Annotated in this window: 18 protein-coding genes and 4 tRNA genes; 1 reads left to right on the forward strand and 21 read right to left on the reverse strand. The window is 63.9% G+C overall.

The features are described from left to right. From tuf (V3B41_RS10515) to V3B41_RS10605, 19 genes are all read right to left on the reverse strand, one after another. Positions 1–1,034, reverse strand: a 1,034-nt coding sequence (tuf, locus tag V3B41_RS10515; protein WP_329861011.1) for an elongation factor Tu, incomplete at its 3' end; no start/stop codon positions are given. A gap of 52 nt (positions 1,035–1,086) precedes the next feature. After that, positions 1,087–3,228, reverse strand: coding sequence for an elongation factor G (gene fusA, locus V3B41_RS10520; protein WP_014646050.1), 2,142 nt, complete (start codon positions 3,226–3,228; stop codon positions 1,087–1,089). A gap of 141 nt (positions 3,229–3,369) precedes the next feature. Then, positions 3,370–3,843: a 30S ribosomal protein S7 gene (rpsG, locus tag V3B41_RS10525; protein ID WP_004145321.1), complete on the reverse strand. Its 474-nt coding sequence runs from the start codon at positions 3,841–3,843 to the stop codon at positions 3,370–3,372. Between the two features lie 12 nt (positions 3,844–3,855). Continuing rightward, positions 3,856–4,230, reverse strand: a complete 375-nt coding sequence (gene rpsL / locus V3B41_RS10530; protein ID WP_004145320.1) for a 30S ribosomal protein S12 — start codon at positions 4,228–4,230, stop codon at positions 3,856–3,858. Positions 4,231–4,513: 283 nt separating this feature from the next. Beyond that, on the reverse strand, positions 4,514–8,737 hold the full coding sequence (rpoC, locus tag V3B41_RS10535) for a DNA-directed RNA polymerase subunit beta' (RefSeq protein ID WP_049432759.1): 4,224 nt from the start codon (positions 8,735–8,737) through the stop codon (positions 4,514–4,516). 89 nt (positions 8,738–8,826) lie between these two features. Continuing rightward, positions 8,827–12,981, reverse strand: a complete 4,155-nt coding sequence (rpoB, locus tag V3B41_RS10540) for a DNA-directed RNA polymerase subunit beta (protein WP_049432754.1) — start codon at positions 12,979–12,981, stop codon at positions 8,827–8,829. 357 nt (positions 12,982–13,338) lie between these two features. Further along, entirely contained in the window at positions 13,339–13,707 is a 369-nt protein-coding gene (gene rplL / locus V3B41_RS10545; RefSeq protein WP_005408204.1) for a 50S ribosomal protein L7/L12, read from the reverse strand. Positions 13,708–13,770: 63 nt separating this feature from the next. Then, entirely contained in the window at positions 13,771–14,307 is a 537-nt protein-coding gene (gene rplJ, locus V3B41_RS10550; protein WP_005408203.1) for a 50S ribosomal protein L10, read from the reverse strand. Between the two features lie 384 nt (positions 14,308–14,691). Next, entirely contained in the window at positions 14,692–15,390 is a 699-nt protein-coding gene (gene rplA / locus V3B41_RS10555; protein WP_004154350.1) for a 50S ribosomal protein L1, read from the reverse strand. Positions 15,391–15,394: 4 nt separating this feature from the next. After that, positions 15,395–15,823 (reverse strand): 50S ribosomal protein L11, encoded by a 429-nt coding sequence (rplK, locus tag V3B41_RS10560; RefSeq protein ID WP_004145248.1) that lies wholly within the window; start codon positions 15,821–15,823, stop codon positions 15,395–15,397. Between the two features lie 298 nt (positions 15,824–16,121). Then, positions 16,122–16,682, reverse strand: coding sequence for a transcription termination/antitermination protein NusG (nusG, locus tag V3B41_RS10565; RefSeq protein WP_004154362.1), 561 nt, complete (start codon positions 16,680–16,682; stop codon positions 16,122–16,124). A 10-nt stretch (positions 16,683–16,692) separates the two neighbouring features. Beyond that, positions 16,693–17,106, reverse strand: a complete 414-nt coding sequence (gene secE / locus V3B41_RS10570; protein WP_005408202.1) for a preprotein translocase subunit SecE — start codon at positions 17,104–17,106, stop codon at positions 16,693–16,695. 49 nt (positions 17,107–17,155) lie between these two features. Then, positions 17,156–17,231: transfer RNA gene (locus V3B41_RS10575), tRNA-Trp, on the reverse strand. Positions 17,232–17,334: 103 nt separating this feature from the next. Continuing rightward, positions 17,335–18,525, reverse strand: coding sequence for an elongation factor Tu (gene tuf, locus V3B41_RS10580; RefSeq protein ID WP_004154360.1), 1,191 nt, complete (start codon positions 18,523–18,525; stop codon positions 17,335–17,337). 41 nt (positions 18,526–18,566) lie between these two features. Beyond that, positions 18,567–18,642, reverse strand: a tRNA-Thr gene (locus V3B41_RS10585). A 49-nt stretch (positions 18,643–18,691) separates the two neighbouring features. Then, positions 18,692–18,765, reverse strand: a tRNA-Gly gene (locus tag V3B41_RS10590). Positions 18,766–18,789: 24 nt separating this feature from the next. Next, positions 18,790–18,875: transfer RNA gene (locus V3B41_RS10595), tRNA-Tyr, on the reverse strand. Between the two features lie 137 nt (positions 18,876–19,012). Beyond that, complete coding sequence (locus tag V3B41_RS10600) at positions 19,013–20,029, reverse strand: isoaspartyl peptidase/L-asparaginase (protein ID WP_049432722.1); 1,017 nt, start codon at positions 20,027–20,029, stop codon at positions 19,013–19,015. Between the two features lie 112 nt (positions 20,030–20,141). After that, positions 20,142–21,161, reverse strand: a complete 1,020-nt coding sequence (locus V3B41_RS10605; RefSeq protein ID WP_049432749.1) for a cyanophycinase — start codon at positions 21,159–21,161, stop codon at positions 20,142–20,144. Positions 21,162–21,331: 170 nt separating this feature from the next. Here V3B41_RS10605 and V3B41_RS10610 point away from each other — a divergent pair, with 170 nt between their 5' ends. Further along, a complete protein-coding gene (locus V3B41_RS10610; RefSeq protein WP_049432724.1) occupies positions 21,332–24,070 on the forward strand; it encodes a TonB-dependent receptor in 2,739 nt (912 codons plus the stop codon). 619 nt (positions 24,071–24,689) lie between these two features. Here the strand turns inward: V3B41_RS10610 and ychF are convergent. Next, the gene (gene ychF, locus V3B41_RS10615) at positions 24,690–25,781 is read right to left on the reverse strand and encodes a redox-regulated ATPase YchF (RefSeq protein WP_049432727.1); all 1,092 of its coding nucleotides are present in this window, start codon (positions 25,779–25,781) and stop codon (positions 24,690–24,692) included. A 142-nt stretch (positions 25,782–25,923) separates the two neighbouring features. Further along, entirely contained in the window at positions 25,924–26,502 is a 579-nt protein-coding gene (pth, locus tag V3B41_RS10620; RefSeq protein WP_049432729.1) for an aminoacyl-tRNA hydrolase, read from the reverse strand. Between the last annotated feature and the right edge of the window lie 5 nt (positions 26,503–26,507).

Below are 26,507 nucleotides of genomic sequence, written 5' to 3' on the forward strand. Positions count from 1 at the left end.
GCAGCTGCGCCGGTGATGTCGGTGGTGCGGAAGTAGAACTGCGGACGGTAGCCGTTGAAGAACGGGGTGTGACGGCCGCCCTCGTCCTTCGACAGGACGTAGACTTCGCCTTCGAACTTGGTGTGCGGCTTGATCGAACCCGGCTTGGCCAGAACCTGGCCACGCTCGACGTCGTCACGCTTGGTGCCGCGCAGCAGCAGGCCAGCGTTGTCGCCTGCCTGACCCTGGTCCAGCAGCTTGCGGAACATTTCAACGCCGGTCACGGTGGTCTTCTGCACCGGACGGATGCCGACGATTTCGATTTCGTCGCCAACCTTGATCACGCCGCGCTCGATACGACCGGTCACCACGGTGCCGCGGCCCGAGATCGAGAACACGTCTTCCACCGGCATCAGGAACGGCTTGTCGATCGCACGCTCCGGCTCCGGGATCCAGCTGTCCAGGGCGTCGACCAGCTTCAGGATGGCCGGCACGCCGATGTCGCTCTGGTCGCCTTCCAGCGCCAGACGGGCCGAACCAGCGATGATCGGGGTGTCGTCGCCCGGGAAGTCGTACTTGCTCAGCAGCTCGCGCACTTCCATCTCGACCAGCTCGAGCAGCTCGGCGTCGTCAACCATGTCGGCCTTGTTCAGGAACACGACGATGTACGGCACGCCGACCTGACGCGACAGCAGGATGTGCTCGCGGGTCTGCGGCATCGGGCCGTCAGCGGCCGAGCACACCAGGATCGCGCCGTCCATCTGGGCGGCACCGGTGATCATGTTCTTGACGTAGTCAGCGTGGCCCGGGCAATCGACGTGGGCGTAGTGACGGACCGGGGATTCGTATTCGACGTGCGCGGTCGAGATCGTGATGCCACGAGCCTTTTCTTCCGGAGCGGCGTCGATCGAGGAGTAATCCTTGAACTCGCCACCGAAGCGCTCGGCACCGATCTTGGTCAGTGCAGCGGTCAGCGTGGTCTTGCCGTGGTCGACGTGACCGATGGTGCCGACGTTGACGTGCGGCTTGGTGCGCTCGAACTTACCCTTTGCCATTGTTCTATACCTTGATTGTTCGTAAGTGGTTTCAAGAGAGGCTGAGCGAGGCTCAGCCCTTCTTCATGACGGCTTCGGCGATGTTGGTCGGCGCCGGCTCGTAGTGATCGAATTCCATGGTGAAGGTGGCGCGGCCCTGGGTCTGCGAACGCAGTGCAGTGGCGTAACCGAACATTTCACCCAGCGGGATCATCGCGTTGATGATGCTGGCCGAACCGTCACCGGTGGTGTCGGAACCCTGCAGCACGCCGCGACGACGGCTGACGTCGCCCATCACGTCACCCTGGTAATCCTCCGGGGTCACGATCTCGACCTTCATGATCGGCTCCAGCAGCACCGGCTTGGCCTTGGCGAAGCCCTGCTTGAAGGCCATCGACGAAGCCAGCTTGAACGCCATTTCCGAGGAGTCGACGTCGTGGTACGAACCGAACACCAGCTTCACCTTGACGTCCACGACCGGGAAGCCAGCCAGCGGACCGCTGGTGATGGTTTCGCGCAGGCCCTTTTCAACCGACGGAATGAATTCCTTCGGGATCACGCCGCCGGTGATGTCGTTGATGAACAGGAAGTCGTCCTTGATGGCCGGAGCCAGCTTCGGATCGGCACGATCTTCAGCGGTGATCGGCGACAGCTCGATCACGACGTGACCGTACTGACCCTTACCACCGGACTGCTTGGCGTGCTTGTAGTCCGACTTGACGTCGGCCAGGGTGATGGTTTCGCGGTAGGCCACCTGCGGCGCACCGACGTTGGCTTCAACGTTGAACTCGCGCTTCAGGCGGTCGACGATGATGTCCAGGTGCAGCTCGCCCATGCCCGAGATGATGGTCTGGCCGGATTCTTCGTCGGTCTTGACGCGGAACGACGGATCTTCCTGCGCCAGACGGCCCAGGGCCAGACCCATCTTTTCCTGGTCCGACTTGGTCTTCGGCTCGACGGCCATCGAGATCACCGGCTCCGGGAACGTCATGCGCTCCAGGATGATCGGGGCGTCCACGGCGCACAGGGTGTCACCGGTGGTGGTGTCCTTCAGGCCCACGGCAGCGGCGATGTCACCAGCCAGAACTTCCTTGATTTCCTCGCGGTTGTTCGAGTGCATCTGCAGGATGCGGCCGATGCGCTCCTTCTTGCCCTTCACCGAGTTCAGCACGGTGTCGCCACCGTTCAGAGTGCCCGAGTAGACACGGAAGAAGGTCAGCGCGCCGACGAACGGGTCGGTGATGATCTTGAAGGCCAGCGACGAGAACGGCGCCTTGTCGTCCGACTTGCGGGTCATTTCGACGGTGTCGTCGTCAACGTCCACGCCCTTCACGTCCGGCACGTCGACCGGCGACGGCAGCAGCTGGATCACGCCGTCCAGCATGGCCTGCACGCCCTTGTTCTTGAAGGCCGAGCCGCAGTACATCGGCACGATCTCGGTGGCCAGGGTGCGGGTACGCAGCGCGTTGATGATTTCGGCCTCGGCCAGCTCTTCGCCGCCCAGATACTTTTCCATCAGCTCTTCGCTGGCTTCGGCAGCGGTCTCGACCATGAACTGGCGAGCCTCTTCCGCAGCCGCCTGCAGATCAGCCGGGATGTCGCTGTACTCGAACTTCATGCCCTGCGAAGCCTCATCCCAGTGGATGGCCTTCATCTTCAGCAGGTCGACGACGCCCTTGAAGTTGTCTTCAGCGCCGATCGGCAGCTGCATCGGCACGGCAACCGCGCCCAGCTTGGCCTTCAGCTGGCCGACAACCTTCTGGAAGTTGGCACCGGTGCGGTCCATCTTGTTGACGAACGCGATGCGCGGCACGTGGTACTTGTTGGCCTGGCGCCACACGGTTTCCGACTGCGGCTGCACGCCACCGACGGCGCACAGGACGAAGACGGCACCGTCGAGCACGCGCAGCGAGCGCTCCACTTCGATGGTGAAGTCGACGTGCCCGGGGGTGTCGATGATGTTGAAGCGGTGCTCCGGCAGGGACTTGTCCATGCCCTTCCAGAACGCGGTGGTGGCAGCGGACTGGATCGTGATGCCACGCTCCTGCTCCTGCTCCATCCAGTCCATGGTGGCGGCGCCGTCATGCACTTCACCGATCTTGTGGCTCTTGCCGGTGTAGAACAGGATGCGCTCGGACGTGGTGGTCTTGCCGGCATCGATGTGAGCCATGATGCCGAAGTTACGGTAACGCTCGATGGGAGTGGAACGGGCCACGGGAGCCTCTCAGATTTCTTGGATTTCGGATGGCCGAACGCCGCCTTTCGGCGGCCTTCGGATTGGCGCAGTCTTTCTGGGACCGCGAGGCAGCACGCACCGAAGTGGTGCTGCCCTGCCTGTTTTACAAGGCCGTCAAACTCACCAGCGGTAGTGGGCGAAGGCCTTGTTGGCTTCGGCCATGCGGTGGGTTTCTTCGCGCTTCTTGATGGCGCCACCACGGTTTTCCGAGGCGTCGATCAGTTCAGCAGCCAGCTTCTTCGGCATGGTGTTCTCACCACGCTTGCGCGCGGAGTCGATCAGCCAGCGCATGGCCAGGGCCATCTTGCGCGACGAGCGCACTTCGACCGGCACCTGGTAGGTCGCACCACCGACGCGGCGCGACTTGACTTCGACCGCCGGAGCGACGTTGTCCAGAGCCTTCTGCACCAGTTCAATGGCGTTGGCGCTGCTGTTCTTCTCGGTGATCACGTCCATGGCGCCGTACACGATCTTTTCGGCGACGGACTTCTTGCCGCTCTGCATGACCATGTTGATGAAGCGGGCGATGGTTTCGCTTCCGTGCTTCGGATCGGGCAGGACGGAACGCTGCGGAGTATTACCCTTACGCGACATAGTGCTCTCTCCTTATGCCTTCGGACGCTTGGCGCCGTACTTGGAACGGGCCTGGCGACGCTTGGCAACGCCGGCGGCGTCGAGCGAGCCACGAACGGTGTGGTAACGCACACCCGGCAGGTCCTTGACGCGACCGCCGCGGATCAGGACCACGGAGTGCTCCTGCAGGTTGTGGCCTTCACCACCGATGTAGGAAATCACTTCTTCCTGGTTGGTCAGGCGGACCTTGGCAACCTTGCGCAGAGCCGAGTTCGGCTTCTTCGGAGTGGTGGTGTAGACACGGGTGCAGACGCCACGGCGCTGCGGGCACTTGTCGAGCGCCGGCGAGGCACTCTTGTAGGTGGTCGCTTGCCGCGGCTTGCGGACCAGCTGGTTGATCGTCGCCATCAGTAGGTTCTTCTGATTGGTGGCCGGAAAATCCGACCAGAGATGCGGAAATGTTAAAGCAGGCCAAAATTCTGGCCTGCTGAGACAGACGATTGTAGCAACCTGCCAGGAAAGCAGTCAAACGCCTCCTGTCAAGCCCGTTCCTGATCCCGGAACGTTACTGGGGGGCCTCCATGTACCCCGTTCAGGTTGGCGGGGTGAACCGTGAGTGGCCCACCCTGCCCTTTCCCAATCCCATCGATGAACCGATGGGTGGTCCGGCCTTGTGGCCGGACCGGATACCTCATTCTTCGCCCGAAGCCTGTTCAGCTTCAGCTTCAACCACCGGTGCCTCGACCGCGGCCGGGGTGCCGGCCAGGGTCTGCATTTCCGACTCGGTGAGACCGGAAGCGCCGCGACGGCGGTTGCTGTGGTACGCCAGGCCGGTACCGGCCGGAATCAGGCGACCCACGATGACGTTTTCCTTCAGGCCACGCAGGTTGTCCGAGGTGCCGCGGACGGCCGCTTCGGTCAGCACGCGGGTGGTTTCCTGGAACGACGCGGCCGAGATGAACGATTCGGTCGCCAGCGAGGCCTTGGTGATACCCAGCAGGACCGGATCGAAGTGCGCCGGCAGCTCGTTGCGGGCTGCAAGGCGGGCATTCTCCTCGATAACGCGCTGGCGCTCCACCTGTTCGCCGTTCAGGAACTTGCTGCTGCCCTGGTCGGTGATCTCGACCTTGCGCAGCATCTGGCGGGTGATCACCTCGATGTGCTTGTCGTTGATCTTCACGCCCTGCAGGCGGTACACGTCCTGGATTTCCTTCACCAGGTAGGCGGCCAGCGGTTCGACACCCAGCAGGCGCAGGATGTCCTGCGGGCTCGGCTCGCCGTCCACGATGGTTTCACCCTTGGTGACATGCTCGCCTTCGAAGACGATGACCTGGCGGTACTTCGGGATCAGCTCTTCGTGCTCCGAACCATCGGTGTCCTTGATGATCAGGCGCTGCTTGCCCTTGGTGTCCTTGCCGAAGCTGATGATGCCCGAACGCTCGGCCAGCACCGCCGGATCCTTCGGCTTGCGCGCTTCGAACAGATCGGCCACGCGCGGCAGACCACCGGTGATGTCGCGGGTCTTCGACGCTTCCTGCGGGATCTTGGCGACCACGTCACCCACGCCGACGGCAGCGCCGTCCTGCAGGTTGACGATCGAGCGCGGCGGCAGCAGGTACTGCGCCGGCAGGTCGGTGCCCGGAATCGACAGGTCGTTGCCCTTGGCGTCGACGATGCGCACGATCGGGCGCAGGTCCTTGGCCTGGGTGCCACGACGCTTCGGATCGGTGATTTCGCGCGACGCCAGGCCGGTCAGCTCGTCGGTCTTCTCGATGACGGTGATGCCGTCGACGAAGTCGATGAAGCGGATGAAGCCGGCCACTTCCGACACGATCGGGTGGTTATGCGGATCCCAGTTGGCCACGGTCTGGCCAGCCTTGATCGCATCACCGTCCTTGGACGTGATGGTCGCACCGTACGGCAGCTTGTAACGCTCACGCTCACGGCCGTGGGCATCGAGCACCGAGATTTCGCCCGAGCGCGACACTGCCACCAGCGAGCCGTTGGCATGCTCGACGGACTTGAGGTTGCTGAACTTGACCGAGCCGGTGGTCTTGACGGTGATGTTGTCGACCGCAGCAGCTCGCGACGCCGCACCACCGATGTGGAACGTACGCATGGTCAGCTGGGTACCCGGCTCACCGATGGACTGGGCGGCGATGACGCCGACCGCTTCACCGATGTTGACCAGGTGGCCACGGGCCAGATCGCGGCCGTAGCAGCGCGAGCAGACACCGAAGGCCGATTCGCAGGAGATGGTCGAGCGGACCTTGATGGTCTGCACGCCGGCATCTTCCAGCTTGGCAACCCAGGCTTCGTCCAGCAGGGTGTTGCGGGTGACGATCGGATCTTCGTCGTTGCCCGGCAGGAACACGTCCTCGGCAACCACGCGACCCAGCACGCGGTCCTTCAGCGGCTCGACCACGTCGCCGCCTTCCACGATCGGGGTCATGATCAGGCCTTCGGTGGTACCGCAATCCACCTCGGTGATCACCACGTCCTGCGCGACGTCGACCAGACGACGGGTCAGGTAACCCGAGTTCGCGGTCTTCAGCGCGGTATCGGCCAGACCCTTGCGGGCACCGTGGGTGGAGTTGAAGTACTCCTGCACGTTCAGGCCTTCGCGGAAGTTCGCCTTGATGGGCGTCTCGATGATCGAGCCGTCCGGACGCGCCATCAGGCCACGCATGCCGGCCAGCTGACGGATCTGCGCCTGCGAACCACGCGCACCGGAGTCGGCCATGATGTACAGCGAGTTCATCGACTTCTGGTCGATGGTCTCACCCTTGGCATTGACCACCTTCTCGGTACCGATGGTGTCCATCATCGCCTTGGCGATGCGCTCGTTGGTGCGCGACCAGATGTCGACCACCTTGTTGTAGCGCTCGCCGGCGGTGACCAGACCCGACTGGTACTGCTCCTGGATTTCCAGCACTTCGGCTTCGGCCTCGGTGAGGATGCCCTTCTTCTCGTCCGGGATCAGCATGTCGTCGATGCCGATCGAGACGCCGGCGCGGGTCGCGTAGGCGAAGCCGGTGTACATCAGCTTGTCGGCGAACACGACCGTGTCCTTCAGACCCAGCTGGCGGTAGCTGGAGTTGATCAGGCGGCTGATGTTCTTCTTGGTCAGCTCGGTGTTGGCCAGCGCGAACGGCAGGCCTTCCGGCAGGATTTCAGCCAGCAGGGCGCGACCGATCGTGGTGTCCACGATCGAGGTCTTGTTCTGCTTGACGCCGTCTTCGTCGGTCACCACTTCGGTGATGCGGACCTTGACGCGCGCGTGCAGTTCCACCACGCGGTTGTCGTAGGCACGCTTCACTTCGGCGATGTTGGCGAAGGCCATGCCCTCGCCCTTCTTGTTTTCCAGCGAGCGGGTCATGTAGTACAGACCCAGCACGACGTCCTGCGACGGCACGATGATCGGCTCGCCGTTGGCCGGCGACAGGATGTTGTTGGTCGACATCATCAGCGCACGCGCTTCCAGCTGGGCTTCCAGCGAGAGCGGCACGTGGACGGCCATCTGGTCACCGTCGAAGTCGGCGTTGAACGCGGTGCAGACCAGCGGGTGCAGCTGGATGGCCTTGCCTTCGATCAGCACCGGCTCGAACGCCTGGATGCCCAGACGGTGCAGGGTCGGCGCACGGTTCAGCATCACCGGATGCTCGCGGATGACCTCTTCCAGGATGTCCCAGACTTCGGCTTCTTCGCGCTCGACCAGCTTCTTGGCGGCCTTGATGGTGGTGGCCAGGCCACGGCGCTGCAGCTTGGCGAAGACGAACGGCTTGAACAGCTCAAGCGCCATCTTCTTCGGCAGGCCGCACTGGTGCAGGCGCAGGTACGGGCCGACCACGATGACCGAACGGCCCGAGTAGTCGACGCGCTTGCCCAGCAGGTTCTGGCGGAAGCGACCCTGCTTGCCCTTGATCATGTCGGCCAGCGACTTCAGCGGGCGCTTGTTGGTGCCGGTGATGGCACGGCCACGACGGCCGTTGTCCAGCAGCGCATCGACCGATTCCTGCAGCATGCGCTTTTCATTGCGCACGATGATGTCCGGCGCGCTCAGTTCGAGCAGGCGGCGCAGGCGGTTGTTGCGGTTGATGACGCGGCGGTACAGGTCGTTCAGGTCGGAGGTCGCGAAGCGGCCGCCATCCAGCGGGACCAGCGGACGCAGGTCCGGCGGCAGCACCGGCAGCACGGTCATGACCATCCATTCCGGACGGTTGCCCGATTCCAGGAAGGCTTCGATCAGCTTGATGCGCTTGGTGAGGCGCTTGAGCTTGGTTTCCGAACCGGTAGCAGCGATTTCCTCGCGCAGGCGGGTCATTTCCGACTGCAGGTCGATCGTGCGCAGCAGTTCGTACACGGCCTCGGCGCCCATGGCGGCGTCGAAGTCGTCACCGTGCTCCTGGCGGGCCTGCAGGTACTGTTCTTCGGTCAGCAGCTGGCGGCGCTCCAGGGCGGTCAGGCCCGGCTCGGTCACCACGTAGGCTTCGAAGTACAGCACGCGCTCGATGTCGCGCAGGGTCATGTCCAGCATCAGGCCGATGCGCGACGGCAGCGACTTCAGGAACCAGATGTGCGCGACCGGCGAGGCCAGGTCGATGTGGCCCATGCGCTCGCGACGCACCTTGGCCAGGGTCACTTCGGTGCCGCACTTTTCGCAGACCACGCCGCGGTGCTTCATGCGCTTGTACTTGCCGCACAGGCACTCGTAGTCCTTCACCGGGCCGAAGATGGCGGCGCAGAACAGGCCGTCGCGTTCCGGCTTGAAGGTACGGTAGTTGATGGTTTCCGGCTTCTTCACTTCGCCGAAGGACCACGAACGGATCAGGTCCGGCGAGGCCAGCGCGATCTTGATCGCGTCGAAGTCCAGCGTCTGGCGCTGCTGGTTGAAGAGGTTGAGCAGGTCTTTCATGGTGTTCTCCAGAAGGAGGAATGCTGTGTCGATGGGCTTTCAGTTGACTGCCAGCGGCGCGGCGGTTGAGGCCGCCGCGCCGGCATGGATCAGTTGTCTTCCAGTTCCATGTTGATGGCCAGCGAGCGGATTTCCTTCACGAGCACGTTGAAGGATTCCGGCATGCCCGCGACCATCTCGTGCTCACCGTCGACGATGTTCTTGTACATCTGGTTGCGGCCCTGCACGTCATCGGACTTCACCGTCAGCATTTCCTGCAGGGTGTAGGCCGCGCCGTAGGCTTCCAGCGCCCAGACTTCCATTTCACCGAAGCGCTGGCCGCCGAACTGCGCCTTGCCGCCCAGCGGCTGCTGGGTAACGAGCGAGTACGGACCGGTCGAACGGGCGTGCATCTTGTCGTCGACCAGGTGGTTCAGCTTCAGGTAGTGCATGTAACCAACGGTGGTGTGGCGATCGAACGCTTCACCGGTGCGGCCGTCGTACAGCTGGGTCTGGCCACTGCTCGGCAGGTCGGCCAGTTCCAGCATGCGCTTGATTTCCGCTTCGGTGGCGCCGTCGAACACCGGGGTGGCCATCGGCACGCCGTCGGTCAGGTTGCGGGCCAGGCGCAGCAGTTCCTCGTCGCTGAACTGCGACAGGTCGACACGGTTGGCCACGTTGGTGTCGTCGTGGTTGTAGATGTCGTCCAGGAACTTGCGCAGGTCGGCAACGGCGGCCTGGGCTTCCATCATCGCCTGGATCTTGCGACCCAGACCCTTGGCCGCCCAGCCCAGGTGCACTTCCAGAATCTGGCCGATGTTCATACGCGACGGCACGCCCAGCGGGTTCAGCACGATGTCGACGGTCTCGCCCGAGGCCATGTACGGCATGTCCTCGACCGGCACCACGTTGGAGACCACACCCTTGTTGCCGTGGCGGCCTGCCATCTTGTCGCCCGGCTGGATGCGGCGCTTCACGGCCAGGAACACCTTGACCATCTTCAGCACGCCCGGGGCGAGGTCGTCGCCGGCGGTGATCTTGCCGCGCTTGTCGGCGAAGCGACGCTCGAATTCCTTCTCGTGCGCCTGGATCTGCTTCTGCGCGCGCTCGATGGCTTCCGAAGCGTCTTCGTCCTTCATGCGCAGGGCGAACCAGTCAGCCTTCTTCAGGCCGTCCAGGAAGGCGTCGGTGATCACGTCACCCTTCTTCAGGCCAGCGCCACCGTTGACCACCTTGCCCACGATCTGCGAACGCAGACGCATGTAGATGGCGGCTTCCAGGATGCGGAACTGGTCGTCGAAGTCCTTCTTGACGCGCTTGATTTCAGATTCTTCGATCTGGCGGGCGCGCTTGTCCTTCTCGATGCCGTCGCGGGTGAAGACCTGCACGTCGATGACGGTGCCGTCCATGCCCGGCGGAACGCGCAGCGAGCTGTCCTTCACGTCCGAAGCCTTCTCGCCGAAGATCGCGCGCAGCAGCTTCTCTTCCGGGGTCAGCTGGCTTTCGCCCTTCGGGGTGACCTTGCCGACCATGATGTCGCCGGCGCGGACTTCGGCACCGATGTACACCACGCCGCTCTCGTCCAGGCGGTTCAGCGCCTGCTCGGAGACGTTCGGGATGTCGGCGGAGATTTCCTCCGGCCCCAGCTTGGTGTCACGCGCGACGCAGGTCAGCTCTTCGATGTGGATCGTGGTGTAACGATCCTCTTCCACCACGCGCTCGGAGAGCAGGATGGAGTCTTCGAAGTTGTAGCCGTTCCACGGCATGAACGCGATCAGCATGTTCTGGCCCAGGGCCAGTTCGCCGATGTCGGTGGACGGACCGTCGGCCAGCACGTCGCCGCGGGCGATGACGTCACCCACCTGGACCAGCGGACGCTGGTTGATGCAGGTGTTCTGGTTCGAACGGGTGTACTTGACCAGGTTGTAGATGTCCACGCCTGCGTCGGTGGCGCCAACGATCTCTTCCTCGTTGACCTTGACCACGATGCGGGCCGCGTCGATCTGCACGATCTCGCCACCACGGCGGGCGTTCACGGTCACACCGGAGTCACGCGCCACGGCGCGTTCGATACCGGTACCGACCAGCGGCTTCTGCGCACGCAGGGTCGGCACGGCCTGACGCTGCATGTTGGCGCCCATCAGTGCACGGTTCGCGTCATCGTGCTCCAGGAACGGAACCAGCGCGGCCGCGATCGACACGGTCTGCATCGGCGAGACGTCCATGAAGTGGACTTCCGCCGGCGGCTTCAGCAGCGATTCGCCCTGGAAGCGGCACGGAACGAACTGCTCGGTCAGCACGCTGTCGGCATTGGTCAGGGCGTTGGCCTGCGCAATGACGTACTCGTTTTCTTCGATGGCCGACAGGAACTCGACTTCGTCATAGACCTTGCCGTCCACGACCTTGCGGTACGGGGTCTCGAGGAAACCGTACTGGTTGGTGCGGGCGTACACGGCCAGCGAGTTGATCAGGCCGATGTTCGGGCCTTCCGGGGTTTCGATGGTGCAGACGCGGCCGTAATGGGTCGGGTGCACGTCGCGCACTTCGAAGCCGGCGCGCTCACGGGTCAGACCGCCCGGGCCCAGGGCCGAGACGCGACGCTTGTGGGTCACTTCCGACAGCGGGTTGTTCTGGTCCATGAACTGCGACAGCTGCGAGGAGCCGAAGAACTCCTTGATGGCAGCGGCGACCGGCTTGGCGTTGATCAGCTCCTGCGGGGTCAGGCCTTCGGACTCGGCCATCGACAGGCGCTCCTTGACCGCGCGCTCGACGCGGACCAGGCCGACGCGGAACACGTTCTCGGCCATTTCGCCGACCGAACGCACGCGACGGTTGCCCAGGTGGTCGATGTCGTCGACCACGCCGCGACCGTTGCGGATCTCGGTCAGGACCTTGATCACGTCCAGGATGTCGGAGCTGTCGCCATGGGCGGCGACCAGGCGCTTGGACTCTTCGTCGTTGCGCTCACCGAAGTACTTGCTGTCGTACAGCACGGCTTCGCCGGTGGTTTCCTTGCGGCCCACGCGACGGTTGAACTTCATGCGGCCGACCGCGGACAGGTCGTAGCGCTCGAAGGTGAAGAACAGGTTGTGGAACAGGTTCTGCGCGGCGTCCTTGGTCGGCGGCTCGCCCGGACGCATCATGCGGTAGATCTCGACCAGCGCTTCCAGCTGGGTCTTGGTCGGGTCGATGCGCAGGGTGTTGGACAGGTACGGGCCACGATCCAGGTCGTTCACCCACAGGGTGCCGACCGCATCAACACCGGCCTTGCGGAAGTTCTGCAGCTGCTCGTCGCTGATCTCGTCGTTGGCCTGCGCCAGCAGTTCGCCGGTCGAGGCATCGACCACGTCGTGCGACAGGATGCGGCCGACGATGTAGTCGTCCGGCACGGCCAGGGCAGCGATGCCCGAGGCTTCCAGCTGCTTGATGTGGCGCGCGGTGATGCGCTTGCCGGCTTCCACGATGACCTTGTCGCCGTCGGCCAGGTCGAAGCCCAGGGTCTCGCCACGCAGGCGCTCCGGCACCAGCTCCAGCTGGACGCCTTCGTCCGGGTTGATGTGGAAGGTGTTGATCTCGAAGAACTCGGCCAGCATCTCTTCGTTGCTGTAGCCGAGCGCGCGCAGCAGGATCGACACCGGCAGCTTGCGGCGGCGGTCGATACGGGTGAACAGCGCGTCCTTCGGGTCGAACTCGAAGTCCAGCCAGGAACCGCGGTAAGGAATGATGCGGGCGCTGTACAGCAGCTTGCCCGAGCTGTGGGTCTTGCCACGGTCGTGGTCGAAGAACACGCCCGGCGAGCGGTGCAGCTGCGAGACGATGACGCGCTCGGTGCCGTTGACGATGAAGGTGCCGTTCTCGGTCATCAGCGGGATTTCGCCCAGATAGACCTCCTGCTCCTTCACGTACTTGATGGCCTTGGTCGACGACTCACGGTCGTAGATCACCAGGCGCACGGTCACGCGCAGCGGGGCGCCGTAGCTCATGCCACGCTGGCGGCACTCGCGCTCGTCGAAGACCGGCTCGCCCAACTTGTAGCCGACGTATTCCAGGGCAGCATTGCCGCTGTAGCTGGCGATCGGGAAGACCGACTTCAGCGCAGCGTGCAGGCCGTGGTCCGTGCGCTTGGCCGGATCGACGTTTTCCTGCAGGAATTCACGGTAGGAATCCACCTGGATGGCGAGCAGGAACGGCACTTCGAGAATCGAGCGCTGCTTGCCGAAATCCTTGCGGATACGCTTTTTTTCGGTGAACGAATAGGACGTCATGAGGTCTTCCACCTTGTTGTGCGGGCCGTGCGTCCACGACCCAGAAGGAAACTTGAAATTGTCAGTTGGAAGTCGCTGGTATTGCCGGCACCAGCACGCCTTCTCCCGCTACTTCCAACTGCCAACTCGTCTGCTACCACGCCCCTGCTGCCGCGCGCTGCGCTGGCCGGCCGGGGTTTGACTGCAGCCCGTGTTGGGCTTTTTGCTGCTTCTTGCATCCACGCATGGCGTGGATCTACCGATTACATCCACGCATGGCGTGGATCCACAACACCGCAACAACGACCAAAGGCCGGGGGCTTACGCCCCCAGCCTTGGCTGCATCGCCGTGAATCGGTGACGATGCAAGGTAACTGCTTACTTGACTTCGACAGTCGCGCCAGCAGCTTCCAGGTCCTTCTTCATCTTCTCGGCGTCTTCCTTCGAAGCGCCTTCCTTCAGGACGCCACCGGCTTCGGCCAGGTCCTTCGCTTCCTTCAGGCCCAGGCCGGTGATGGCGCGGACAGCCTTGATGACTTCGACCTTCTTGTCGCCGGCCGACTTCAGGGTGACGGTGAACTCGGTCTGCTCTTCAACAGCAGCGGCCGGGCCAGCGGCAGCAGCCACGGCAACCGGAGCAGCGGCGGAGACGCCGAACTTCTCTTCGATGGCCTTGACCAGCTCCATCACTTCCATCAGGGACTTCTCGGCGATGGCGTCGACGATCTGTTCGTTGGTAAGGGACATGATTAATACCTTTGGATGATTTTCTGGGTTGAGGTTCCGTCAGGAACCACGGTAAGTCGAAACTCAGGCGGTCTCGGCGGCCGGCTCGGCAGCGTCAGCGGCGACATCGCCACCACCCTGCTTCTCGCCAACGGCCTTGATGGCGCGGGCAAACATCGTGACCGGCTCGGTCAGGACGCGGGCCAGCATGGCCAGGGCCTGATCGCGGGTCGGCAGCGAGGCCAACACGTCGACGTGGCTTGCCGGGAACACTTCGCCACCGATGGCGACGACCTTAGCCTTCAGCTTGTCGTTGCCCTTGGCGGCTTCCTTGATCAGGCGACCGGCAGCGCCGGGCTCCTCGAGCGAGAACGCGTACAGCAGCGGACCAACCATCTGGTCCTGGGCGACTGCGAACTCGGTGCCTTCAACGGCACGCGAAGCCAGGGTGTTCTTGACAACCTTCAAGAAAACACCGGTTTCACGAGCCTGCTTGCGCATCGCGGTCATCTGGGCGACCGTGGTGCCAGCGTATTCGGCTGCGATCAAGGAGTGGGCCTTGGCGGCGACGTCTGCCAGCTCGGCGACTACTTCTTGCTTCTGGGACAGATTGAGAGCCATTGCACTCCTCCTATTGAACTCCGCTTACGGCTCCTGCCGTGTGCGGTCCTGTGCGGCATCCGTCCTGGACGCCGGGAACATCGGGATGATGTTCCGGGGGGTGGGCCGTTCCAGACCTGGAGGCAATCAGGGAAATCCCAGACATGCGTGAACCAGAAAAACTCCAGAAGGGCACCATCTACGCAGGTTGATTCCGGGGAATCGATTAAGCGTTCGTGACGGCTCCGGCGGCGACTCCTTGCCAGATCGAGCTTCCGTGCCCGTCGCCGGTAGTGCCACGACCGCGCCTGCGGTCTTTGACGGCTACCGCGGGCGATGCACTGCCAGCGATGCCTTCAAATGTCACGGTCACGGCACCAGGGGCGCCGTGACCGCTTCAAACAATTACTTCAGGGTCAGCGACGACTGGTCGACGGTGACGCCCGGGCCCATCGTCGAGCTGACCGAAACCTTCTGCAGGTAGGTGCCCTTCGAGGTAGCCGGCTTGGCCTTGATCAGGTCCAGCAGCAGCGCGGTCAGGTTCGACTTCAGCGCGTCTTCGGCGAAGTCGGCCTTGCCGATGGTGCAGTGGATGATGCCGGCCTTGTCGGTGCGGTAACGGACCTGACCCGACTTGGCGTTCTTCACGGCTTCACCCGGGTTCGGGGAAACGGTGCCGACCTTCGGGTTCGGCATCAGGCCGCGCGGGCCCAGCACGGTGCCCAGCTTACCGACGACGCGCATGGCGTCCGGGGTTGCGATGACGACGTCGTAGTTCAGATCGCCGGCCTGCATCTTCTCGGCCAGATCATCCATACCGACGGCTTCGGCGCCAGCGGCCAGGGCTTCATCAGCCTTGGCACCGGCCGGAGCGAACACGGCGACGCGGACCGACTTGCCGGTACCGGCCGGCAGCACGGTGGAGCCACGGACCTGCTGGTCGGACTTCTTCGCATCGACGCCCAGGCGCACAGCGACGTCGATCGACTCGACGAACTTGGCCTTGGTGGCGCTCTTCAGGATATTGATCGCGTCCTCGAAGGCGTATGCCTTGCCCGGAACGACGGCGGCCTTGATGGCCTTCTCACGCTTGGTCTGTGCCATCTTATTAACCCTCCACCACGAGGCCCATGGAACGGGCAGAGCCAGCGATGGTACGCACGGCGGCGTCCAGATCGGCGGCAGTCAGATCCGGTTCCTTCGCCTTGGCGATCTCTTCCAGCTGCTTACGGGTGACCTTGCCGACCTTCTCGGTGTTCGGGCGCTTGGAGCCCGACGAGATGCCAGCGGCCTTCTTCAGCAGGGTGGTGGCCGGGGTGCTCTTGGTGATGAAGGTGAACGTACGGTCCGAGTAGGCCGTGATGATCACCGGAACCGGCAGGCCCGGCTCGAGCTTCTGCGTGGCAGCGTTGAACGCCTTGCAGAATTCCATGATGTTCAGACCGCGCTGACCCAGCGCAGGACCGACCGGCGGCGAGGGATTGGCCTGACCGGCCTTCACCTGCAGCTTGATGTAACCGACAACTTTCTTTGCCATGAGTATGCTCTCCGGGTGCTAGCGCCTTTCGACAACAGGCTCCCCATCGGACCGGGAATCACGCGTCCCGGCATCGCGTTTTGAAATCATGCTGAAGGCCACCTTGCGGCGGCCTCGTCCTGCTGGCTTCCCAGCGGGGAGCCGCGCACTATATCAGGTTTTTCCTTCACATGCCTGAAGCGGCACGTAAACAGAAGAAACCGGGCAAGGCCCGGCTCCCTTTGTAGAGTCGAGCCATGCTCGACTGCCACACCATCCAGACCCTGGAGTCGAGCATGGCTCGACTCTACAGGACGGGTCAGACGGCCTTTTCGACCTGGCCGAACTCGAGCTCGACCGGGGTGGCACGGCCGAAGATCAGCACCGAGACGCGCAGACGGCTCTTCTCGTAGTTGACTTCTTCGACGACACCGTTGAAATCGTTGAACGGGCCATCGGTGACACGAACCATCTGGCCCGGCTCGAACAGCACCTTCGGACGCGGCTTCTCGACACCTTCCTGAACACGGTTCAGGATGGCCTCGGCCTCGGAATCGGCGATCGGCAGCGGGCGGTCGGCAGTACCGCCGATGAAGCCCATCACGCGCGGGGTTTCCTTGACCAGGTGCCAGCTTTCGTTGTCGATGCGCGGAATACCGGCTTCTTCGTGGGTCTCGATCTGGACCAGCACGTAACCCGGGAAGAACTTGCGCTCGGAACGGCGCTTCTGGCCAGCGCGCATCTCGACCACTTCTTCGGTCGGGACCAGGACATCGCCGAAGCGCTCTTCCATGCCGTCACGGACGATGCGATCGCGCAGAGCCTGCGCCACCGACTTCTCGAAGCCCGAATAGGCGTGAACGACGTACCAACGCTTCATGCAATTCTCCTTAGCGGCTCAGGAACAACTGAACCAGCCACTGAATGACGTAATCGAACCCACCCAGCAACAGACTGAGAATGGTCACCACCACCATCACGACCCAGGTCATGCGGATGGCTTCCTGGCGCGTCGGCCAGACCACCTTGCGCAGTTCGAAGCGCGACTCGGAGAGGAATTCGCGGGTGTCGCGCCCCTTGCCGGTCAGCATGAACACGCCGATACCGCCAACCAGACCGACTACGACCGCCAACGCACGCAGCTGACCCGCCCACGCACCCAGCTGGGTTGCGCGACCGGAGTCGGCGGAGAACCAGAACCAGACGAACAGACCGGCCAGCACCAGCAGCGATGCGGCGACATACTTGACGATATCCCCACCGTTGGCGGAGTTGTCCTTGGAGTGTTCGATCTTGCTATTCATCAGGCTGTGTCTGCTTTAGCGGCCCAGGCCGCTGGATAAGGTGGGCAGATGGCACGCCAGGAGGGACTCGAACCCCCAACCTGCGGTTTTGGAGACCGCTGCTCTGCCAATTGAGCTACTGGCGTACGTTTTGAAACTTGCCTTCCCTTAGACGGCGAAGGCGGACCGAGGTTCCCGGCCCGCCATTCGCGTAACCGGCGGCGCTATGCAACCACCGGTACTGCAGGCTTACTCGATGATCTTCGAGACCACGCCGGCGCCGACGGTACGGCCGCCTTCGCGGATGGCGAAGCGCAGGCCTTCGTCCATTGCCACCGGATTGATCAGGGTGACGACCATCTTGACGTTGTCACCCGGCATCACCATTTCGACGCCTTCCGGCAGCGCAGCTGCGCCGGTGATGTCGGTGGTGCGGAAGTAGAACTGCGGACGGTAGCCGTTGAAGAACGGGGTGTGACGGCCGCCCTCGTCCTTCGACAGGACGTAGACTTCGCCTTCGAACTTGGTGTGCGGCTTGATCGAACCCGGCTTGGCCAGAACCTGGCCACGCTCGACGTCGTCACGCTTGGTGCCGCGCAGCAGCAGGCCAGCGTTGTCGCCTGCCTGACCCTGGTCCAGCAGCTTGCGGAACATTTCAACGCCGGTCACGGTGGTCTTCTGCACCGGACGGATGCCGACGATTTCGATTTCGTCGCCAACCTTGATCACGCCGCGCTCGATACGACCGGTCACCACGGTGCCGCGGCCCGAGATCGAGAACACGTCTTCCACCGGCATCAGGAACGGCTTGTCGATCGCACGCTCCGGCTCCGGGATCCAGCTGTCCAGGGCGTCGACCAGCTTCAGGATGGCCGGCACGCCGATGTCGCTCTGGTCGCCTTCCAGCGCCAGACGGGCCGAACCAGCGATGATCGGGGTGTCGTCGCCCGGGAAGTCGTACTTGCTCAGCAGCTCGCGCACTTCCATCTCGACCAGCTCGAGCAGCTCGGCGTCGTCAACCATGTCGGCCTTGTTCAGGAACACGACGATGTACGGCACGCCGACCTGACGCGACAGCAGGATGTGCTCGCGGGTCTGCGGCATCGGGCCGTCAGCGGCCGAGCACACCAGGATCGCGCCGTCCATCTGGGCGGCACCGGTGATCATGTTCTTGACGTAGTCAGCGTGGCCCGGGCAATCGACGTGGGCGTAGTGACGGACCGGGGATTCGTATTCGACGTGCGCGGTCGAGATCGTGATGCCACGAGCCTTTTCTTCCGGAGCGGCGTCGATCGAGGAGTAGTCCTTGAACTCGCCACCGAAGCGCTCGGCACCGATCTTGGTCAGTGCGGCGGTCAGCGTGGTCTTGCCGTGGTCGACGTGACCGATGGTGCCGACATTGACGTGCGGCTTGGTGCGCTCGAACTTACCCTTGGCCATGGCTGCTTATCTCGAATTCGTCTGAGAGGTGATGCTTAAGATGGTGCTCACGAAAGGAATCGAACCTTCGACCTCTTCCTTACCAAGGAAGTGCTCTACCGACTGAGCTACGTGAGCCGAGTTTTGCATTATGACATGAACTCGATAATATTCAAAGTTCATTCAATGGAGCGGGAGACGGGAATCGAACCCGCACCATCAGCTTGGAAGGCTGAGGTTCTACCATTGAACTACTCCCGCGCCGGGAATGTCACAACGTGAAACTGGTGGAGGGAGGTGGATTCGAACCACCGAAGGCGTAAGCCAGCAGATTTACAGTCTGCCCCCGTTGGCCGCTTGGGTATCCCTCCTTACCACCCCATTCCGTTGCCGCCGAAGCGTTGCGGTGTGTGGTGGTGAGCCGCTTATTCTGCTGATGGGACGGGGGGCTGTCAACGCTTTTTTCCATCTTTTTCACACGTTGTCGCAAACCCATTGATACGCAAGGTTATTGACCGGGGACCGGCAGGGTCTCGCTGGCGAAAATTGCGACATGGGGAACTCCGTCGGCGCCGATCCAGCCCCGATACATGCCCTGGGTGTTGAACGGCGTGGCCATTTTTCCGTCTGCGGCGAGCACGATCGCACCACCATCGCCGCCCATCTGCGGGATCGTCTCGTTGATCACGCCCTTGCCGGCCTGCTCCGGGCTCTGCCCCTGGTAACGCATGCGTGCGCAGATCTCGTGCGCGGCAGCACTGCGGATGTAGTACTCGCCCCAGCCGGTGCCAGACACCGCGCAGCGCGCGTCAGCCCAGGTACCGGCGCCGATGATCGGCGAATCACCCACACGTCCATACCGCTTGTTGGTCATGCCGCCGGTGGAGGTGCCCGCCGCGAGATGCCCCTGCGCGTCCAATGCGACCGCACCCACGGTACCGAAGTGCTTTGCGGTCTCCAGGTCGGCATGCGCCTGGCCGCTGGCCTCTTCCTTCAGCGCGCGCTGCAGCTGCTGCCAGCGCTTGTCGGTGCGGAAGTACGCCGGATCAACCAGGGTGATGCCCTGTTCCACCGCGAACGCCTCTGCGCCCTGCCCGACCATCATCACGTGCCTGGATTTCTGCATCACGGCCTGCGCCAGCAGGATCGGGTTGCGCACCCGCTGCACGCCGGCCACCGCACCCGCGGCCTGGGTGGCGCCATCCATCACCGCCGCATCCAGCTCGTTGCGGCCGTCGTGGGTGAACACCGCCCCCTTGCCGGCATTGAAGGTGGGATCGTCCTCCAGCACGGTGATCGCCGCGGTGACCGCAGCGAGCGCCGGGCGACCCGCGGCCAGTTCGGCATGCCCCTTCAGCAGCGCCGCCCGCAGCGCTTCACGTACCGCCTTCTCTTCGGCCGGTGACAGGTCCTTGCGCTCGACGCCGGCGCCGCCATGGATGACCAGCAGCGGCGAGGTGGCCGGTGCGGCCTGGGCGAGCAACGGCAGGAACAGCAGCGCGGACAGCGCCAGGCGCAGTTTCATCGGGTACGTCTCCAGCAGGTGTAGTGATTGGAATGCACGGGCAGCGCCGGGCCATGCCCGGCGGAAGGCACAGCGCGGCAGGGCCGCCGGGCATGGCCCGGCGCTACCGCGGCTATTGACGGACGACTTCAATCTCGCCGTCGCTGACGTCGGCCACGGCCTGGTAATCGGCCTCGGCCTGGAAATCGTCCAGGCGCATGCGGCTGCCGCTGGCGACCACCGTCACCGGCACTGCATGGAAGCGCAACGGCTCACCTTCGACCAGGCGGTCCGCATCACGCCCGGGGCTGACCACCCAGACCTTGCCTTCGCCGTCGGCACTGTAGACCTGGGCCTGGCCATCCGGTTCGACGCAGAGAGCGGTGTCCTCGTCGACCCCGATGCCGACGATATCGGGGTCGCCACTGTCCTGTGCGGCGCGCGCCACGAACACGATCAGGCGACCGAGCCGGTCGCGCTTGTCGAAGTGGGTGTCGGTGACTACGCGCTGCAGGTAGGGCATCTGCAGGAAGCCACTGTCCATGGTCACCGCGCTGCCCATCGGGTCCGCCAGGGCTCCGGCCGAGGTGATGCTGCCACCATCCATCGCGCCGTAGGCATAGCCACCGAGGATCGCCAGTCCGGCGCTGGTACCGGCAATCGGCTTGCCTGCACGCACATGTGCGTTGAGCGCGCGGTTGAGCGCGGTGCCCTTCCAGAAACGGATGTAGCGTGACTGGTCACCGCCGGCGATGAAGATGGCATCGGCCGCGGCAACCACGCGCAACACGGCAGGATCGTCCGCACCGCGGCGACTGTCGAAGACCAGGGTCTGCACCGCGGTGGTCCCACCGATCTCGCGATAGAGCCGGTCCTGCAGCTCATCGTCACCGGAAGCGCGCAGGATCAGCACGCGGCCGTTGCCGGCCTGCCGGAGCCACCATTGGAAGGCCTCGGGCACCCATTCGCCACCGCCCATCAGCATCATCGCCGGTGCGCGCGGACCGGGCCTCGGCGCCTCCAGGTCACCCACTTCGTAATAGGCAAAGCCAGGCCCCTGCAGATCCTCTGCAAGGGCCGCAAGGGGCCACGCCAGAACCAGCAGTGCCAGCCAGAGGAAGCGTCCGCGCAAGGGGCTATGGGGGCGTCGCATCTTGATCTCCCTGAACAAAATCGACTTGCAAGCGTTTTCACTCTTTGCCAGATAGAGACCCAGTAGTCAAGGACATGAAAAAGGCGTTAAATGCGCGCGCCCATTCCGGAAATCTGAATGGGGGACATGGCCCCTCCTCTGCGGGCCGGCTTCATTTCCGAGAATTCCTCATGCGTAGAAAGGCGATGGCGTGGTCGATCCAGCTGGCGTTGATGGGCGTGGCTGCTTCCGCGGCGGCCCAGGCTCCGGCTTCCTCTTCGGTTCAACAACTGGACGCGGTGCAGGTCACCGGTTCGCGCATTCCGCGTGCCCAGGTGGAAGGCCCCGCCCCGATCACGGTGATCAGCGCCGAGCAGATCCGCTCCAGCGGCTTCACCACCGTGCCGGACGTGCTGCGCGCGATGACCCAGAACGGCGGTGAGACGCAGAGCCAGCAGTCCTCCAGTGGCGCCGACTTCTCGCCGGGCGCCCAGCAGGTGGACCTGCGCGGCCTGGGCCCGAACCACACACTGGTACTGGTCAACGGCCGCCGCATCGCCGACTTCCCGATGCCGTTCAAGGGCCGCAGCAACTTCACCGACGTCTCCAACATCCCGCTGGGCATGATCGAGCGCATCGAAGTGCTGACCGGCAGCGCCTCGGCCATCTACGGCTCGGACGCGATCGCCGGCGTGGTCAACTTCATCCTGAAGAAGAAGGCCGACGGCACCACCATCGACATGCGCGTGGGCACCACCAGCGAAGGCGGTGGCGAGTCGTTCGACATGAGCCTGGCCAGCGGCTTCAGCCGCGGCAACTTCAACGCCGTGTACAGCGTCGAGCTGCAGTCGCAGACCCCGCTGTGGGCCTATGAGCGCGACATCCAGGATTCGACCCAGGACGGCCCCAGCGAGGGCTCGCGCATCGCGCGCCGCGCTTACCTGCGCACCGACTACGACGACAACTACCTGGACCCGGGTGCCGCCACCTGCGAAGCCCTGGCCGGGCAGAACCAGGGCAGCACCTACCGCGCCTACCGTCCGAAGTACGGTTACTACTGCGGCAGCGACGCGTCGATCGGCTACGGCACCATCCTCAGCAAGCGCCGTGGAGCCAACGGCTACGCATCGCTGAGCTACGACTTCGACAATGGCCAGCAGTGGTTTGCCGACGTGCAGCTGGGCTACCACACGATGTCGCTGATGCGCGATGTCACCAAGTGGGGCCGGATGGATGCCAACGGCGATGAGTCGGGCTATTTCAACAACCAGGCCACCGGCGAGATCGAGTTCTGGCAGCGCCAGTTCTCGCCCGAGGAGATGGGCGGCCTGCGCAATGCGATGGTACGCAGCACGCAGAAGACCTTCAGCGTGACCACCGGCTTCAAGGGCAACCTGACTGGCAACTGGGACTACGAAGCGGCACTGAGCCACTCGCAGTACCAGTCACGGATCAGCTGGGCGCAGATCATCGCCGCCAAGGCCAATGACCTCTTCCTGGGCCCGCAGCTGGGCGTGGACGATGACGGCTTCCCGATCTACAACGCAGACCCGTCGCGGCTGTACCGGCCGCTGACCCGCGCCGAGTACGATTCGATTGCCGCACGCACCACCTATTCGCCGAAGTCGCGCACCGAGACGGCAGCGTTCACCCTGACCAACTCGTCGCTGTTCGGCCTGCCGGGCGGTGATGCCGGTTTTGCCGCGACCGTGGAAGTGGGCCAGCAGGCCTACGCGCTGAATCCCGATCCCCTGGCCACCCAGTACTACTACTACAGCTGGAAGGACTCGGACGGCCAGGGCTCGCGCAACCGCTGGGCGACCGCCGCCGAGCTGCGCATGCCGCTGCACGAGACGGTCAACCTGAGCGTGGCCGGCCGTTACGACCAGTATCGCTATTCGGGCCACACCATCGGCAAGGCGACCTGGAGCGGCGGCCTGGAATGGCGCCCGATCGACACCCTGCTGGTACGTGGTTCGTATGGCACGGCGTTCCGCGCACCGGACCTGCACTACGTGTTCGCCGGCCCCGGCAACGACGAGACCACTGCCGAGGACCTGTACAGCTGCCGTGCCGACGGCGCCAGCGACTGCTCCGACTACGAGCGCAACCTGATCCGCAGCCGCACCGGCAACCGCCAGCTCGACCCGGAAACCAGCACCTCGTGGAGCGCTGGCTTCGTCTGGTCGCCGGCGATCGGCCTGGACCTGTCGGTGGACTGGTTCGACATCGACATGCGCAAGCAGGTGCAGGACATGGATGTGCGCACCATCCTGGCCAACGAAGCGAACTGCCGGCTCGGCAGCGCGGACATCAACTCGCCGACCTGCGTGGATGCACTCGACCGCATCACCCGCACCAGCGACGGCCGCCTGTATGGCGTGCGCGTGGCCCCGATCAACGTTGCCCGCGAGTCCACCTCCGGCATTGATGTCGGCCTGCGCTACCGCGTGCAGACAGGCATCGGCGACTTCATCCTCAATGGCACCCACACCTGGGTGAAGAAGCACGATTTCCAGCGCTACCCCGGCGATCCGACCCTGGACCAGTTCGCGGTCAACAGCGGCTTCGACATCCCGCGCACCAAGACCAGCCTGAGCGTGACCTGGGAGAAGGACGCGTGGTCGGCCACGGTCTACGGCTCGCGCCTGGGCAAGCTGCCGACTTCGGACAACTACGACCAGTCGTTCGACTGGGACAGCGGCGACAGCCCGTACGTGAAGGCGACGTACCGCTACAACGCCTCGGTGCAGTACCGCTTCGACGACCATTCGCGCCTGTCGCTGGCAGTGGTCAACGTGTTCAACAAGATGCCGCCGAAGGACGCCACCTACACCGCCTACCCGTACTACGACGTGTCCTGGTTCGACAGCATCGGCCGCACCATCAACCTGCAGTACACCCACAAGTTTGGCGGCAGCGCGTTGTAAGGCACGCCGCACTGCAGAACGTGGACGACAAGGCCCGCCATTGGCGGGCCTTGTTGTTTGGGAACCTGGCTCTGGTAGATGCCCATCTTGGTGGGCACTGATCTGCCACGCGCCCACCCAGGTGGGCGACTACCGGAGCGGTCCACGCGGGTTTTCCACACTGCACGTGGAAAGCGATGGGAACTTGGTGTGGACAAGTGGGCGGAAGCATTCCGCCGCAGGCGTTTCCGGGCGCGGCTATTTTTTGTCCACGGCCCCGATTGTTTTCCACACGATACGTGGAGAGCGATGGGAACTTGATGTGGACAAGTGGGTGCGAGCACTGCAGCGCAGGCGTTTCGAAGCGCGGTGAAATTTTGTCCAGGTCGCGCGGACAAGCCCCTTGTAGAGCCGAGCCCACGCTCGGCTCCAGCTGGCATCAGCCGAGCATGGGCTCGGCTCTACAGCGATACGGGGTTTTCCACACCCGACGTGGAAAGCGATGGGAGTTTGCTGTGGACAAGTGCCGGCAAGCGTCACAGCGCAAGCGTTTCGCAGCGTGGTGTTTTTTTATCCACCTGCGGAAACGCGAACGCCCCGCACAAGGCGGGGCGCTCGGGGTCGATCCGTTACCGCTGGATCAGACGTTGAAGCGGAAGTGCAGGATGTCGCCTTCCTGCACGCGGTATTCCTTGCCTTCCAGGCGCAGGCGACCGGCTTCCTTGGCGCCCGCTTCGCCCTTGTACTTGATGAAGTCGTCATACGCGATGGTCTCCGCGCGGATGAAGCCCTTCTCGAAGTCCGTGTGGATGACCGCGGCAGCCTGCGGAGCGGTGGCGCCCTTGCGCACGGTCCACGCGCGGACTTCCTTCACGCCGGCGGTGAAGTAGGTCTGCAGGCCCAGCAGGCTGTAGGCCGCGTTGATCACGCGGTTCAGGCCTGGCTCGCTCAGGCCCAGGTCGGCCAGGAAGGTGTCTCGGTCTTCGTCGTCGAGCTGCGACAGCTCTTCTTCGATCGCGGCCGACACCGGCACCACCTGCGCGCCTTCGGCTGCGGCGTGCGCGCGCACGGCTTCCAGGTGCGGGTTGTTCTCGAAACCGTCTTCCAGCACGTTGGCGATGTACATCACCGGCTTCAGGGTCAGCAGGAACAGGTCACGGACCAGCGCCTTCTCTTCTTCGTCCAGGCCCACCGAGCGACCAGCCTTTCCGTCCGACAGCGCGGCCTGCAGCTTGGCCAGCACCGGCTTGCGCGCCGCTGCATCCTTGTCGCCGCCCTTGGCAGCACGCTCGGCACGGTTCAGCGCCTTCTCGACGCTGTCCAGGTCGGCCAGCGCCAGCTCGGTGTCGATGGTTTCGATGTCCGAGATCGGGTCGACCTTGCCGGCCACGTGCACGATGTCGCCGTGCTCGAAGCAGCGCACCACGTGGGTGATCGCATCGACTTCGCGGATGTGCGCCAGGAACTTGTTGCCCAGGCCTTCACCGCTGGCGGCACCGGCCACCAGGCCGGCGATGTCGACGAACTCGACCGCGGTCGGAATGACCTTCTGCGGGTTGATGATGCCTGCCAGTTCGCCCAGGCGCGGATCCGGCACCGGCACGATGCCGACGTTCGGTTCGATGGTGCAGAACGGGAAGTTCGCCGCGGCGATACCCGCCTTGGTCAGCGCATTGAACAGGGTCGACTTGCCGACGTTGGGCAGGCCGACGATGCCGCATTTGATACCCATGGGTGACAGCTCTCTGGGGTGAAAGTGATTGGTGAAACAGCGCGCGCGCTGCTTGGCCAATCCATCTCGGTGTCGATCATTGTGTGCCAACCAAGGTTGGCACACACCGGAATCGGGAAGGTTGGCACCTACCCAAAGCGGGTTACTTCGGAGTGTGCAGGCGCTTCATCGCTTCGCTGAAATCGCCCTGTACCGCCAGCGGCATCACGTCGATCGCATCGTCGATGGCACGCGCGATCAGCACGTCGTCGTCCTTGGACGGGCGGCCAAGCACCCAACCCACCACGCGGTCCTTGTGGCCGGGATGGCCGATGCCCACGCGCAGGCGATGGAACCTGCCGTGACCGAGCAGGCGGATGGTGTCGCGCAGGCCGTTCTGGCCGCCGTGGCCGCCGTCGAACTTCAGCCGCGCCACGCCGGGCGCCAGGTCCAGTTCGTCGTGGGCCAGCAGGGTCTCTTCCGGCTCGATCTTCCAGAACCGCTGCGCGGCGGTGACCGACTTGCCACTGAGGTTCATGAAGGTGGCGGGCTTGAGCAGCCACACCGTCTGACCGGCGATCTCGACCTTGGCGGTCTCGCCGAACAGCTTGCTGTCCACATTCCATCGCGCGCCGGCTTTTTCCGCCAGGGCCTCAACGAAATGAAACCCGGCATTGTGCCGGGTCCGGGCGTGTTCCGATCCGGGATTGCCCAGACCGACGATCAGTCGCAGTCCTGCCATGGTTC

This window comes from Stenotrophomonas sp. SMYL89 (assembly GCF_036319985.1).
In the GTDB taxonomy this organism is placed as follows: domain Bacteria; phylum Pseudomonadota; class Gammaproteobacteria; order Xanthomonadales; family Xanthomonadaceae; genus Stenotrophomonas; species Stenotrophomonas maltophilia_Q.